This is a genomic window from Acidovorax sp. SRI_002 (assembly GCF_057586455.1).
Window position 1 is genome coordinate 397,147 of record NZ_JBYCZW010000003.1, and the last position, 12,465, is coordinate 409,611.

A 12,465-nucleotide genomic window follows, 5' to 3' on the forward strand; every position below is an offset into this window, starting at 1 on the left:
CTATTTGTAGAACGCTTCGACTTTGCCCTTGAGCTTGATCATCAATGGCTGGCCCTTGCGGTCCACCGTCTTGCCTGCGGGCACTTTCACCCAGCCTTCGCTGACGCAGTATTCCTCGACATCGCTGCGGTCCTTGCCGTTGAAGCGGATGCCGATGTCGTGCTTGAACACCTCCGCCACATGGTGCGGGCTGCGGGGGTCCACCGACAGGTGATCGGGCAAGGGGGGTGGCGTGGTGGAGGTGGTTGCGTCGGTCATGCAGAAGGCTCAGTGTGAAAAGGCAATGGGAAAGAAAACAAAAACGGAAAGCGCGGATTCTCCGGGATTTGGTCCTGCAGTGCTGCGCCAAGCCCCTGCCGCCCTACCGCGCGAGAGGCGCAACGCCGATCAGCCAGGCATGCGCCCAGAACGCAAAGCCCACCCAGGCCACAGCGCCCACCACCACGGCCACGCCCGTGCCCGCCGCAGTGCCGGGCGCGTAGCCGGTGTTCATCGCCCGGTCGCGCTGCCGTGCGGCCCGAAAGCTCAGCACGGCCCACAGCAAAAAGCTGCCAAACAGCAATACATCGGCCAGGTTGCCGTTGGACAGCAAATGTGCCAGCGCCCACACCTTCACGCCCAGCACCATGGGGTGGTGCAGCCGGGCCTTGATGGCATTGCGCGGCACGTAGGTGGCGGCCAGCAGGATGAAGGCAATGAGCGTCAGCAGCGACGCAGCGTGCCGCATGCCAATGGGCGGCACCCACAGCACCACCGGCTGCTGCCGCGCCAAGCCATAGCCCCACACGATGAGTGCCAGGCCCACGGCGGAGACCAGTGAATACAACCCCTTCCACGGCATCTCACCCATGCGTGCCAGCGTCTGCGTGCGCCAGCCATCGGCCACGATGCGCACCGAATGCACGCCCAGAAACAGCACCAGTCCAAGAACCAGGTACGCCATGGAAAAGCCTTTCATGTCATCGTGAATCTGCGTGCAGGTAGTGCGATGTCAGCAGGCTGCATCGCCCCCGCATTTGTTGCTGCGGATTATGGGCAGGGCGCCCGATGTACTCGCTGTGTGGGGGCTTGCGATGATTGCCACGCGCCGCCATCATGCCGCCCATGACCGCCAGCCCACCCGAAGATCCACCGCTGCGAGCCTTGCCCAACCTGGGCCCAGCGTCTGAGCGCATGCTCCACGCGGCGGGCATTTGCACCCCCGCAGCATTGCGTGCGCTGGGCGCCGTGCCCGCCTTTGTGGCCGTGCGCCAGGCCGGGCAGCAACCCAGCCTCAACCTGCTTTGGGCCCTGGAAGGTGCGCTCAGCGGACGCGACTGGAAAGCCGTGGCACTGCATGAACGCACCGCACTGCTCATGCAGCTGGACGACCTCAGCACACGGAATTTGCCCGGGTTTTACAAGTAAAAAGTGACCCTGGCGCTTTCCCATAAAGCGCTTGTAGCTATAAATTAGATAGCAAATTGGTGCGCGGGCCACGCCCCATCATTCCACCGCATGCTGCGCCAGCAGCGCCCCCACCTTGGGTTTGGCGCAGCGCTGCAGCGTTTGCAGCAGCGTGTAGCTGGGCTCCGCCACCCTCCAACGCGTGCGCAGGTCGTGCTGCATGCGCGCCAGCAGCGCAGCGGCCATCTCGGCATCGGCCAGCGCCCGGTGCGCCTGGCCCGTGCGCGGCAGGCCGTGGTAGTCCACCAGCGAGCCCAGCTTGTGGCTGGGCGCCTGCGGGTACAGCCGCCGCGACAGCAGCACCGTGCACGCAAACGGCTGCGGCGCGGGCAGCCCGGCCAGGGCCAGCTCGGCCTGCCAGAACTTGCTGTCAAACGAAGCGTTGTGCGCCACCATGGGCGCATCGCCCACAAAACGCGCCGCGTCCTGCATCACCTCCGCCGCATCGGGCGCGGCGTTCACCATCGCGTTGGTAATGCCGGTGAGCTGGGTGATGAACGACGGTATCCACACCCCCGTTTTCATCAGGCTTTGAAAACGGTCCACCACCTGCCCTTGTTCCAGCAGCACGATCGCCACCTCGGTCGCACGCGCGCCCTGGCCGGGCGAGATGCCGGTGGTTTCAAAGTCGATGACGGCGATGGGGGGCATGGAGTGGAGGTGCAAAAAGAAAGAATTGTGCCGCTGCACTTGGCCATCGTTGTGTGAACCGGACGGGAATGCGCGTTCTACACTGCCCCACGCACTTTTCTGGAAGGGCGATTTCATTGCCTTTGTGGCGACGCCCGGCGACCTGGGCCTGGTGCGCAAGGTGGCGCGGTCCTTTCGGTCCCACGCCGCGTTTGCGTCCGAGGGCATTGCGGCACCCCGGCGCATCCCCGGCGTGGACTATTCAGACCACGCGGCCTACCTCGACGCAGGCTATCCCGCGTTGATGGTGACCGACACCGCCCCCTACCGCTATCCGCACTATCACACCCGCCAGGACACCCCGGACAAGGTGGATTTCGACCGGCTGGCCCGCGTGGTTCAGGGGCTCGAAGGCGTGGTGCGCGACCTCGCGCATTAGGGCAACGCTGAACAAGTCCCTCGCGCACCGCGCATCCCTGCTTTGGGCGGTCTGCCGCGTTGCAAATCCTCGCGATAGCTACGGCCATCGCTGTGGCTTGCGCCTTGCATCCCATCCCAAACCATGGCGCGCGCCATCGCGGGGACTTGTTCAGCGTCGCCTTAGCCGGGCGCACCAAAGACCGAGGAGTCGCGGTGGGGGGAGTGATGCCATCGCACACGGTGGCGAGACTCTCTGGCACGGAAAGCCTTTTCTTGGCGCCCTGTAATGGCCTGTAATCGTCAGCGCGCATTCGGCTGCCTACATTGACTCCCCCGGCCCGACACATCGTCGATCTTCATCTTTGAGGAGTTCCACATGGCTACCACCGTCACCATCGCCCAAGACACCTCCCGCGAAATCGATCTCGGCAATTCCAACGGCATGAGCATTGCTGCTCCGGGTGCCAAGGCCAGCGTGCACGTCGACTATCAGAATCCGGCGGGCTCTGGAAACTACAGCAGCGCGATCAAGGGATCGGCCGGCTATGGCAATCCGTTGACGGTGCCCGCCGGTGGCACCAAGGCCGTTCTCAAGACGGATCTTGAATCGGAGCATGTGCGCGTCGGCGCCAGGGATGCCGGCATCACCGTCACCTATTGAACGTTCTGCGCGATCTTGCGCGGGTGCTTGTCAATCCCTCGCAGCGCGCGGATGCTCCAGAAAAAACCGCAGCATCTCCTGCGTGGCGTCCACGCCGCGTGGGTCGGTGTGGCTGCCGCCAGCGTGCCCGCCCGCCCACGCGTGGCCTGCGCCGTGCAGCACCCAGTGTTCTGCCACCACGGGGCTGGGCAATGCCCTGCTGGAAGAGGCCGGGCCTGGCCGCGCATACACCCTGCGCGTGTAGCCCTGCCCGCTGGCGGACTGGCCTGTGTGCACGGCCTCGACCGTCTGTGCTGCACCGCCTGGGGCGGTAGCCAGGGCGGCGAGCGTGGCCTGGACCAGTTGCTCGCCGTTGTGGGCGTGCACGGTGGTGTCGGCGTCGCCATGGAACACGATCATCGGCGGAGGCGGCAGTGCAGGGGCCTCGGCGGTGGGGTGGGTGGCGGCGCCGGGTTTGGCGCCGTTTTTCATGGCCGACAGCGCGCCCATCACGTTGTGTGCCGCGCCCGCCTGCAGGCCGGAGTGCACGCCCACAGCGGCAAACAGCTCGGGGTATTCGCGGCCCAGCAGTGCGGCCATGGCGCCGCCAGCCGACAGGCCCGCCACGTAGACGCGTTGCGCATCCACCGGGTGGCGCGCCATCACGTCCTGCAGCATGGCGACGAGCAGCGCGGGCTCGCCGCTGCCCCGGTGCTGGTCGCCAGGGCGAAACCAGTTCCAGCAGCCGTTGGGGTTGGCGCTGTGGGGTTGCTCGGGATACAGCACCAGGGCGTTGGCGGGGGCGGCTGCGTCGTTCATGCCTGTGCCGGTGGCAAAGTCCACGGGGTTCTGCGTGCAGCCGTGCAGCATCAGCACCAGCGGCATGGGGGTGCCTGCCGTGGCGCCCGGGGGCACGTACAGGTGGTAGTGGTGCGGGTGGCGCCGTGCATCGGCGTGGGTGAAGACCACGCGGGTGAAGCTGCCGGGCGGCTCAGCCAGCGGGTGATTGTTGGCGGCGGGGCGTGGTGCTGTGGGGGCCTTTGGCTCGGCCTGGGGGGTGGGGGCGCTGCGGTCGATGACCACGGCGTCTTCCACATCTTGCGCGGCGGCGGCGCTGCGCCAGCGTGGGGCCTCGTCGCCTGCGGGTGATGGCGCTTGCAACGGCGTAGCCCCTGCGCTGGCAGGTGTCGGTTCGTTGCTGTGGCGCGCCACGGCTGCGCCCAGGGTCTGCTGGATGGCCCGCGTGGCGTCGGCCAGCTGGCCACTGCGCACCAGCTGGGTGGCTTCGCCCATCAGGCGCTTGAGATTGAGGTTCCAGTCCATGGGGACTCCTTGTGTGGGTGGGCGCGCCAGCGGTGCGCTGCGGTCCGGGTCGGTGGTGTTCAATGCATGCGCCCGGCCAGGGCGGTCTTGACGGCCGCACTGGCATGGAACGCGCCCAGTACCGTCACCGAGGCAATCGTGGCCTGCGCCAGGGCGGGCGGCACGTCGTCGTCGATGCTGGCCAGGCCCAGCACGCGGATCTCCAGCGCCTGGCCCGCCGCCAATACGGCCTCCAGCTCGGCCCGGCCAAAACGCTGCAGCCCCAGCACAAGCATCTTGCGGGCCACCACCTGGCGCACGGCGTCGTTCTGGGCGGTCAGCTGGTTGCGGATGGCGGTGCGGATGAAGTCGGTGCGGTTGGCGTAAAAGCCTTCTGAGACCAGCAGGTCAATGTGGCCCAGGTCCACGAAGCCCAGGTTGATCGTGACCTTCTCGGACTCGGGCACCTTGCCGCGCGACGGGGCGATGGGAACGATGTTGTTCATCGGGGAAACTCCATAAAACATCCAATGGGATGGTGTATGGATGGCATGTGGATGCCTGGGCACGCTGTTTCAAGAGCCGTGGCCCAAAGAAAAAGGAGCCCGTGGGCTCCATGGCTCGGTGGTTTTGCTATGAAATATGTAGCTATTAGCGCTTGATAGAAAAGCGCTGGAGCCCATTTCTTCTTGAATTTCTGTGCAAGACGCTGACGGTGCTCCCGGCATCGCGGCAGGGTGCGGCGTGCCTCCGACCCCTGCCCCACCTTGGGGAAACAGCCGTCCGGGGGCCTAACGCTCAGCCTCTCAGTACAAGGTCAGTTCCTTGTGCTCGCCCAGGCTGCGCGGTGGCTCGCCCGTGATGGCGGCCTTGGCCATCTTGAAGAGCTGTACCATCTTGCTTTCATCCACATCCCAGTATTCGGCATGGCGGATGCGCACGGCCAGCAACGCCAGGTTGGGGTCGGACACGCCACCCGGGAACCACGCCTGGGCCATGGGGGACCACAGGGCTTGTTTTTGCGCAGGGTCGTCCACAGCGCGTGCCTGGCCCGACAGCGACACGTAGCTGTCGTCTTCCGGGTTGGCATACGACACGTTGACTTCGCCATCGGTCAGCAGGCGTTCGTACAGCTCGCCCGACTTGGGGATGAAGAAATACAGCTCGCCGTGTTCGTCAAACTGGCGGTTTTGCGTGGTGAGCGGGTGCGCGTGCAGCATGCCCGTGGAGGTGCGGTGCGTGAGCATGCCAAACCGAATGTCCTTGATGAGCTTCCACAAGGTTTCGTGGCCGGGGGTGTCGTGGTGCATGGGGGGCTTCCGTGAAATGGAGGGGTGCTATGACTCTAGGCCGCCTGCGCCCTGCGCCGCGTCGTCCCCCTGCCCGCCTGTGCGTGGGCGCTTGTCCGACATCCCGTCCGACCCGCCCAGACAGGATGGTCAGGACCGGGCGCTACCTATGCCGCCCGTGCGGCTGCACCGGTAGCTCCGCCTTGCGCAGCACCTGCCGTGCTGTCACGGTAAAGCGTGGTACGCCAGGTGGAGGGAAGGCGCTTCACGCCTTCTTCAAAAACTCCGACTTCAGCAGCATGCTGCCCAGGTCGGTCTTGCAGTCCACGTTGTGGCCATCGGCGCCATCCACGAGGCGGATGCTCTTGATCTTGGTGCCCTTCTTGAGCGTGGACGATGAGCCCTTGACCTTGAGGTCCTTCACCAGAATCACGGCGTCGCCATCGGCCAGGGGGTTGCCATTCGCGTCCCGCACGATGCCGTCGCCCGCTTCTGCGGCATCGGACTCGCCAGCATCGGCCACCTGCGGCCATTCAAAAGCGCAGTCGGGGCACACGTAGTTGCTGCCATCGGGGTAGGTGTTCTCCTGGCCGCATTGGGGGCAGGCGGGAATGGTGTGGGGCATGGTGGGTCCTCTCTGTGGTTGTTGTAGTGGTTGTGAAATCGGTGCGCAGAGTGTCGTCGCTTCAGAGCGGCGCCCGTTGCTCCAGCGCAAACGGCGGCAGGCCTTTGAGCAAGCGCTGGCCGTAGCTGGTGCGCGTCAGGCGCTTGTCGTAGCAGTACACATGCGCCATGTCTTCTTCGGTACGAATCGCGCGGCCCACCCATTGGGCCAGCCGAATCGCCGTGGCGGGCACCACCAGTTCGCTGAACGGGTCGCGGCCCACGGCGCGCAGCCATTCGGCGCGGGCCTCGCCCACGGGGTCGTCGGGTGGGGCAAAGGGCAGCTTGGTGATGAAGACCGATTCGCACAGGCGCCCGGGCAAATCCAGCCCCTCGCCAAACGACTGCATGCCAAAGATGACCGAGGGCTCGCCGTTCTCCACCCGCTCGCGGTGGCGGCGCAGCAGCTGCGTGCGCGGCAGCGCGTTCTGCACCAGCACCACGCTGCGCATGGCGGTGGGCAGCGCATCCACCGCCTGGCGCATCTGCTCGCGTGAGGTGAACAGCACCAGCGCGCCGTATTCCACGCGGGCAATGTCGTGCAGCAGCGCATCGACCATCTCGGTGGTGAACTGCGCGGCGTTCTTGGGGTCGGCGCGGGTCTCGGCCGCAATTAGCGTGCCCTGCGCGGCGTAGTTGAAGGGGCTGGGCACTTCCAGTGTTGTCGTTGCCTCGTCACCATGCAGGCCCGCCTCGCGCAGGAAGAAATCAAAGTGCCCGCAGCTGGTGAGCGTGGCCGATGTCAGCACCGCACCGCGCACCGCGCTCCACAGGTGGTTGCGCAGCGTGGTGCCAGGCAGGATGGGGCTGGAATGCGCCTTGACCACGATGAAGTCGCCATCCACCTCCAGCGTGAACCATTTGGCGGCCGGCACCGCGCCTTCGGGCGCGTCCTGCAGCAGTAACTGGGCCGTGGCGTGCAGCTCTTCCAGGCGTGGGGCCAGCATGCCGATTTGTGCGTACAGCGTGGACAGGCGCTTGGCCTCGTCGGGCTTGTCGCGCATCTCGGCGCGCAGGGCTTTGCTGATGGCGCGCAGGGCATCGAGAAAGCCCTCGGCACTGGCGGCCAGCAGGCCCAGCGGGGCAATCAACTGTTCAGGCAGCTCGCCCCGTGGCACGCGCACACGCGCCGGGCCCCAGGCGCTGGGCTGGCTCTTGAGCTGGGCGCCGTACACATCCATCACGATGCGCGCCAGGTCCTGCAGCGTCTGCCGCAGCTGGGCGGAATGTTTGGGGATGTCGGCAATCTCTTCGACCTCCAGCAGCGCGCCAATGCGCAGGCCCCGGCTGGACAGGCGCTCGATCCAGGTGATGCGCGACAAATCCATGCTGCACGCAAACTGGTCGAGCGCCGTGGCGGGCAGGTGGTGGGCTTCGTCCAGCACCAGGAGGCAGTTGTCCAGCTCGGGCAACACGCGCGCGCCCAGCGATGAAAGCAGCAAATCGTGGTTGGCCACGATCACCTGCGCACCCACCAGCTCCTTGCGTTTGTCGTAGTAGGTGCACTGGCTGAAAGCCGGGCAGTGTTTGCCGGTGCACGATGCGCCCTCGGCTGCCACGGGGCTCCACACCTCGGGCTCGGGCGGCGTGTCCAGGCTGTCGCGGTCACCATCCCAGGCGCCTTTCGACAAGGTTTGCGCCATCGTCGAATAGAACTGGATGCGCGCCTCGGTTTCGTGCCGGGGGCGCTTGGCGCGGGCGGCCGCTTCCTCCTCGGCAAACAGGTCGTCTTCGCCCTCTTCCTCCGCCTCGCCCGTGCCCGCCAGGCGGTCGAGCTTGAGCTTGCACACATAGCGCCCGCGCCCCTTGGCCAGCGCAAACTTGAAGGGCTGGGGCAGCAGTGCGGCCAGTGCGGGCAGGTCCTTGTTGACCAGCTGCTCTTGCAGCGCCACCGTGGCGGTAGAGATCAGCACCCGCGTGCCGCGCGACAGCGCCAGCGCAATGGCAGGCGCGCAGTAGGCCAGCGACTTGCCCACGCCCGTGCCCGCCTGGATCACGGCGATGGACCGCGTGGGCGCGTCTTCACCACTTTCTTCATCCACCTTGCCCAGCGTGGCGCTGCTGAACGTGCGCGCCACCTGCTCGGCCATCAGCCGCTGGCCAGCGCGGCTGCGAAAACCCTCGGTGGCTGACACCACCGCATCGAAAGATTCAAGGGCCTGCGCGGCCCACACCTGTTGAGACATACAGTAGTGTCGCATGCCGAAGACAGGTTGACGCTGGGCAGTGCCTTGTGGCGGATGGGCGGGCTGCCCCCCCGCAGCTGCCTTGAAAGAAAATCCCCGCACAGCTACAGGAGAGCAAAGATGCAGGGGGGAAATGCGTGGGGATTTGCGCTGAACTGCGGTTCGCTGCTGCGCTGCAGGCCATGGGCAATGGCAAGCGCAAGCTGTGTTCCGGGTGGGGCGAAAAGTGTGCAACGCATCCTGCTGCGGGTGCTGTGGTTTGCGGTGCTGCTGTGCATGGTGGGTGCATCGGGCGCATGGGCACAGCAACCCGCATCGTCGGCTGCCCAGGCAGGCAGCCCTGCGCGCCAGCAGTTGCTGGCGCAGGAGCTGGTGCCGCAGCACCCTGCCCGGTATGCATGGATGCGCGCGGCAGAGGCCCAGGGACAAGGGGCCGATGCGCTCTATCTGCGGCTTGCATTGCTCGACGAATGGTTGCTCGCCCTGGAAGGGCGGCCGGCGAAGGCCAGTCGCACCATCGAAGTTGCCATCGCTCACGGGCGCGAGGTCGATGCGGACGATCTGCAGCGCCGGGCGCGTGCGGTCTGGCCCTCCCTCCTCAAAGCCCAGCTACGGCCGCTATGGGACATGGACGGCCCCGATGTTCCGCTGCCGTCCGAGCTGGATGCCCTGGGCGCGGACAGCATTGCCCAAGAAGGCCCTGGCCTCTGGGTGCACCGGGCCAAAGATGGCCGGCCTCGGGGCCTTTACCTTTGGCTGGGCGTGCGCAATGGGCTGGGCGAGCCCGTGCCTTTGCCGGAGTTTGCGCTGCGCCTGGGCCGCCCCGGCCAGCAGGCGGCTGCGCCGTTGATGCAATGCTATTTGCCCCGGTACAGCACGCGGCAGTTCGTCCCGTCGCAAAGCACCCAGCATTACCTGTGCCGCGCGGGCGAGGGTGGTTTTGGGTTGCCGCCAACGGGCGTGGGGTGGCTGGCGCAGATGGGTGAGTGGTTCAGCCAGGGCGCGTCCCTGCAGACCGAAGTGCCCCAGCACGACCAGGCCTTGTCGCGCACGGGCCGAATCCTGGGCCAGGTGGACAACCCGGCGGTGGACGACTTCCTGCGTGGTGCCCGTGAATCCGCCGAGAAGCAGCAACAACTGCAAAAAGAACGGGCCCAGGCGGCGGCCGCAACGGCAAAGAAGGCCCGTGAAGCCACGCCAGCGCGCCGCTCTGCTGAGCCGCTACCGCTATGGCTCAAGCGGGTGGCGTTCTTGGGCGGGGTGGTGGGCGCATTGGTGCTCTATGGCCTGCTCGCGCACCACGTCAGCGTGGCAGTGGCGTCCGGGGTGCTGTGGTTGGGCCTGGCCATTCCGAGCGCGATCTACTTGCGTTCGATCTGGACCATGGGCGGGACCGACGGCTGGGGCAAACTCGTGGCCATCGTCCTGTCAGGTGCAGCCATCGCGGCGCCTTTTGTGGGAACGCTCGCCGCGTACACGGTTTACAAGCTGGTGGTGAGCGCGCGGGCGCGCCGCAAGGCGATCCTTTTCTTGATCGGCGTGATCGTGGTCATCGTGCTCAACGCGCTGGAGCGGTGGTTGTTCTGGTGACAGCAGGCTCCGCACGCCCGCAGCCGTGCAGGGCCTGGGCCTACAGTGCGGGGCGGCCAGCGGCGCTAGGGTGAAGGGACTCCACGTTGCATACCAAGGCCCCGCATGAAAACGACCCCCACAGCCCCCCGCAAGGAAGAGGAGATCATCCCCTCCGCTCCTGTGCCCGCCCGCACCGAGCGGCGCGTGAACACCACCCAGCCCCAGCCGCACCCTGGCAGCGGACCCGAAGACCTGAGCGGGCCCGAACCCCGCCTGCCCCACGAGCGCGACGAGGCGGTCAACATGACCGACGGCGAACCCGACGCCAAGATGGAGCAGGCCTACCGTGATGTGAAACGTGGCCTGCAGGACACGGACCGGGGGCCACCGGCCGACAAGGCGTACCAGAAGCAGAAACGGTAATGCTGCTAATTTGATAGCTATTTGCGATTGATGGATAAGCGCTAGAGGCCAATTCTTATCAGTTTTACGGCACCCGCGCCGCCCTGAACCAGCGCGGCAGGTGGTCATGGGCGTGCACCAGCGATTCAAGCACGCCGTGGCTGCGCTCCACCACCTCAATGCCCGGCGCTTTGAGGTCCGGCACGATCACTACCGCGACCCCTGCGGCTTGCGCTGCGCGTGCGCCGTTCTCGCTGTCTTCAAACGCCAGGCACTGTGCGGGGTCCACGCCCAGGCGCACAGCCGCCAGCTGGTAAAGGGCGGGGTCGGGTTTGCCGCGCGGCACCTCGTTGCCGCCAGCCCAGGCGTGAAAGTGCTGCAGCACGCCCACCCTGCCCAGGCGGTGCTCGATCTCGTCGCGCCGCGACGATGAGGCCACCGCGCAGGGCACGCCTGCTTGCCCCAAGGCGTGCAGCAGCGAGGCGGTGCGGGTTTGAGGGGAAACAGGGGCTCTGGCCCCGCGTCCCACAGGCGCGCAGCCACATCGGACTGCACCTGTTCGAACATCTGCGGACCACCCAGCAAAGCCGTGAGCATGGTGTCGGAGTCGGTGGAAGCGCGCCCCACCACTTGCAGGTAGTCGGCCTCTGCCAGTGCAATGCCCCGCGCCCGTGCGGCGTCCAGCCAGGCGCGCAGGGTCACGCGCTCGGAGTCGACCAGCAGTCCGTCCATGTCGAAGATGGCGGCGGTGAAGGGCGGGCGAGGTGTCTGCATCGAAATATGATGCCTGCAAAAACCACTGCTTCAGTCCATCCGAGGGAACATGGAAACCACGACGCGATTCACGCTGGTCTGCAAGAGCGATACCGATGCCGATGCACTGCATGCGGTTTTCAACACTCCCGATGGTGCCGGGCTTGAAGCGGCGGTCAGGGCCTTCTTCGCGGCCCGCAAGCTCACCATCCACCCCACGGACCACCTGGGCTTTGACCGCTACGAGCGTTCGGGCCTGGTGATCGACGCGGCATTCACCTCGGGCTCTGCCGATGTTGGTGATTTCATCAAGCCCTTGTCCAAGGTCTGCCATGCGCTGCATGCCGAGCTGGTCGATGATGAGGTCGCCCGCAAGCTTGAATATGGCTTCATCGACGGCAAGAAAAAGCCGCCCGTAGATGTCGTGGCCTTGATGAAGACCCTGGCCCCGACCGCCCAGCTCGGCCGTGTGGGAAAGATCATCGAGGCTGCCGAGCGCGAGCAGAACGACCCGACCTATGCCTTCATCCGCGCCATCGGGTTCTCCAAGAACCAGGCCACCGTGCAGGCCCTGCTGGAGAAGGGGGCCGACCCCAACAGCACATTCTCTTCCGGCTACTCCTGCCTGAACAAGGCCATCACCGACAAGCGCGTGAAGGTCGTGCAGCTCATGCTGGAGCATGGCGCCGACCCCAACCTGCCGCACAAGGGCTATCCCAACCTGTACGAGGCCTGTCGGTTCTCTGCACCCAAGATCGTGGACCTGCTGCTGCAGCACGGTGCCGACCCCGATGGGCGCGCTCAGGGCGCATCGGAAACCAGCTACCCCATCGAGATCGCCATCTACTACCACCAAGCCAAGATCGTGCAGTTGCTGCTGGACAAGGGCGCCACAACCCGCGGCCTGCCCAAGCTGGCCAATTTGCTGGAGCTCACGGCCCGCTCGTTCGACGCCATGTACGAGAACCTGGACGGCAAGCTCGCTATCCTGAAACTGCTGGTGCGCGACCCGGCGTGGAAGGCCGAACTCGTGCAACGCCGTGACCGGCTGACCGGAATGCTCCAGCAGTCTTTCGCTGCCTACAAGTACCAGACGCCCAAGGACCGCAAGGACTTCGACGACATCCTGGCTTTCATGGCGGCTGCTTGAAGAAATACTGCG

Annotated in this window: 14 protein-coding genes and 1 pseudogene; 6 read left to right on the top strand and 9 right to left on the bottom strand. The window is 66.0% G+C overall.

The window, feature by feature from the left end; translation table 11 throughout:
* Together AC2YJX_RS09965 and AC2YJX_RS09970 are read right to left on the bottom strand one after the other, a co-directional pair.
* Complete coding sequence (locus AC2YJX_RS09965; protein WP_010464995.1) at positions 1-258, bottom strand: DUF3297 family protein; 258 nt, start codon at positions 256-258, stop codon at positions 1-3.
* A gap of 103 nt (positions 259-361) precedes the next feature.
* Positions 362-943: an NnrU family protein gene (locus AC2YJX_RS09970; protein ID WP_055393683.1), complete on the bottom strand. Its 582-nt coding sequence runs from the start codon at positions 941-943 to the stop codon at positions 362-364.
* Positions 944-1,104: 161 nt separating this feature from the next.
* On the opposite strand from AC2YJX_RS09970, the gene AC2YJX_RS09975 reads away from it, so the two are divergent.
* Positions 1,105-1,407, top strand: coding sequence for a TfoX/Sxy family protein (locus AC2YJX_RS09975; protein ID WP_055393703.1), 303 nt, complete (start codon positions 1,105-1,107; stop codon positions 1,405-1,407).
* Between the two features lie 78 nt (positions 1,408-1,485).
* Here the strand turns inward: AC2YJX_RS09975 and AC2YJX_RS09980 are convergent, their stop codons facing one another.
* Positions 1,486-2,097, bottom strand: a complete 612-nt coding sequence (locus AC2YJX_RS09980; protein ID WP_487255950.1) for a 3'-5' exonuclease — start codon at positions 2,095-2,097, stop codon at positions 1,486-1,488.
* Between the two features lie 49 nt (positions 2,098-2,146).
* On the opposite strand from AC2YJX_RS09980, the gene AC2YJX_RS09985 reads away from it, so the two are divergent.
* A complete protein-coding gene (locus AC2YJX_RS09985; RefSeq protein WP_487255951.1) occupies positions 2,147-2,515 on the top strand; it encodes a M28 family peptidase in 369 nt (122 codons plus the stop codon).
* Between the two features lie 357 nt (positions 2,516-2,872).
* On the top strand, positions 2,873-3,157 hold the full coding sequence (locus tag AC2YJX_RS09990; RefSeq protein ID WP_487255952.1) for a hypothetical protein: 285 nt from the start codon (positions 2,873-2,875) through the stop codon (positions 3,155-3,157).
* Positions 3,158-3,187: 30 nt separating this feature from the next.
* Here the strand turns inward: AC2YJX_RS09990 and AC2YJX_RS09995 are convergent, their stop codons facing one another.
* The 5 genes from AC2YJX_RS09995 to dinG all read right to left on the bottom strand — a co-directional run bounded on the left by AC2YJX_RS09995 (position 3,188) and on the right by dinG (position 8,576).
* Positions 3,188-4,459 (bottom strand): extracellular catalytic domain type 1 short-chain-length polyhydroxyalkanoate depolymerase, encoded by a 1,272-nt coding sequence (locus AC2YJX_RS09995; RefSeq protein WP_487255953.1) that lies wholly within the window; start codon positions 4,457-4,459, stop codon positions 3,188-3,190.
* 59 nt (positions 4,460-4,518) lie between these two features.
* On the bottom strand, positions 4,519-4,944 hold the full coding sequence (locus AC2YJX_RS10000) for a CopG family transcriptional regulator (RefSeq protein ID WP_487255954.1): 426 nt from the start codon (positions 4,942-4,944) through the stop codon (positions 4,519-4,521).
* A gap of 300 nt (positions 4,945-5,244) precedes the next feature.
* Entirely contained in the window at positions 5,245-5,748 is a 504-nt protein-coding gene (locus AC2YJX_RS10005; RefSeq protein ID WP_487255955.1) for a pyridoxamine 5'-phosphate oxidase family protein, read from the bottom strand.
* Between the two features lie 244 nt (positions 5,749-5,992).
* The gene (locus tag AC2YJX_RS10010; protein ID WP_487255956.1) at positions 5,993-6,352 is read right to left on the bottom strand and encodes a zinc ribbon domain-containing protein YjdM; all 360 of its coding nucleotides are present in this window, start codon (positions 6,350-6,352) and stop codon (positions 5,993-5,995) included.
* A gap of 61 nt (positions 6,353-6,413) precedes the next feature.
* A complete protein-coding gene (dinG, locus tag AC2YJX_RS10015) occupies positions 6,414-8,576 on the bottom strand; it encodes an ATP-dependent DNA helicase DinG (RefSeq protein WP_487255957.1) in 2,163 nt (720 codons plus the stop codon).
* A gap of 228 nt (positions 8,577-8,804) precedes the next feature.
* On the opposite strand from dinG, the gene AC2YJX_RS10020 reads away from it, so the two are divergent.
* Both AC2YJX_RS10020 and AC2YJX_RS10025 read left to right on the top strand, forming a co-directional pair.
* Positions 8,805-10,166 carry a hypothetical protein gene (locus AC2YJX_RS10020; RefSeq protein WP_487255958.1) on the top strand — a complete coding sequence of 454 codons (1,362 nt, stop codon included), beginning with the start codon at positions 8,805-8,807 and terminating at the stop codon, positions 10,164-10,166.
* A gap of 105 nt (positions 10,167-10,271) precedes the next feature.
* Positions 10,272-10,571: a hypothetical protein gene (locus tag AC2YJX_RS10025; protein ID WP_121421725.1), complete on the top strand. Its 300-nt coding sequence runs from the start codon at positions 10,272-10,274 to the stop codon at positions 10,569-10,571.
* Positions 10,572-10,635: 64 nt separating this feature from the next.
* Here the strand turns inward: AC2YJX_RS10025 and AC2YJX_RS10030 are convergent.
* Positions 10,636-11,324: pseudogene (locus tag AC2YJX_RS10030) on the bottom strand (HAD family hydrolase).
* 49 nt (positions 11,325-11,373) lie between these two features.
* On the opposite strand from AC2YJX_RS10030, the gene AC2YJX_RS10035 reads away from it, so the two are divergent.
* On the top strand, positions 11,374-12,453 hold the full coding sequence (locus tag AC2YJX_RS10035; protein WP_487255959.1) for an ankyrin repeat domain-containing protein: 1,080 nt from the start codon (positions 11,374-11,376) through the stop codon (positions 12,451-12,453).
* The last annotated feature ends 12 nt before the right edge of the window (positions 12,454-12,465 follow it).

What these genes read in the sequence shown, in the direction of transcription:
- AC2YJX_RS09965 (WP_010464995.1), bottom strand. Translation starts at nt 258, where the DNA reads ATGACCGACGCAACCACCTCCACCACGCCACCCCCCTTGCCCGATCAC.
- AC2YJX_RS09970 (WP_055393683.1), bottom strand. Translation starts at nt 943, where the DNA reads ATGGCGTACCTGGTTCTTGGACTGGTGCTGTTTCTGGGCGTGCATTCG.
- AC2YJX_RS09975 (WP_055393703.1), top strand. Translation starts at nt 1,105, where the DNA reads ATGACCGCCAGCCCACCCGAAGATCCACCGCTGCGAGCCTTGCCCAAC.
- AC2YJX_RS09980 (WP_487255950.1), bottom strand. Translation starts at nt 2,097, where the DNA reads ATGCCCCCCATCGCCGTCATCGACTTTGAAACCACCGGCATCTCGCCC.
- AC2YJX_RS09990 (WP_487255952.1), top strand. Translation starts at nt 2,873, where the DNA reads ATGGCTACCACCGTCACCATCGCCCAAGACACCTCCCGCGAAATCGAT.
- AC2YJX_RS09995 (WP_487255953.1), bottom strand. Translation starts at nt 4,459, where the DNA reads ATGGACTGGAACCTCAATCTCAAGCGCCTGATGGGCGAAGCCACCCAG.
- AC2YJX_RS10000 (WP_487255954.1), bottom strand. Translation starts at nt 4,944, where the DNA reads ATGAACAACATCGTTCCCATCGCCCCGTCGCGCGGCAAGGTGCCCGAG.
- AC2YJX_RS10005 (WP_487255955.1), bottom strand. Translation starts at nt 5,748, where the DNA reads ATGCACCACGACACCCCCGGCCACGAAACCTTGTGGAAGCTCATCAAG.
- AC2YJX_RS10010 (WP_487255956.1), bottom strand. Translation starts at nt 6,352, where the DNA reads ATGCCCCACACCATTCCCGCCTGCCCCCAATGCGGCCAGGAGAACACC.
- dinG (WP_487255957.1), bottom strand. Translation starts at nt 8,576, where the DNA reads ATGTCTCAACAGGTGTGGGCCGCGCAGGCCCTTGAATCTTTCGATGCG.
- AC2YJX_RS10025 (WP_121421725.1), top strand. Translation starts at nt 10,272, where the DNA reads ATGAAAACGACCCCCACAGCCCCCCGCAAGGAAGAGGAGATCATCCCC.
- AC2YJX_RS10035 (WP_487255959.1), top strand. Translation starts at nt 11,374, where the DNA reads ATGGAAACCACGACGCGATTCACGCTGGTCTGCAAGAGCGATACCGAT.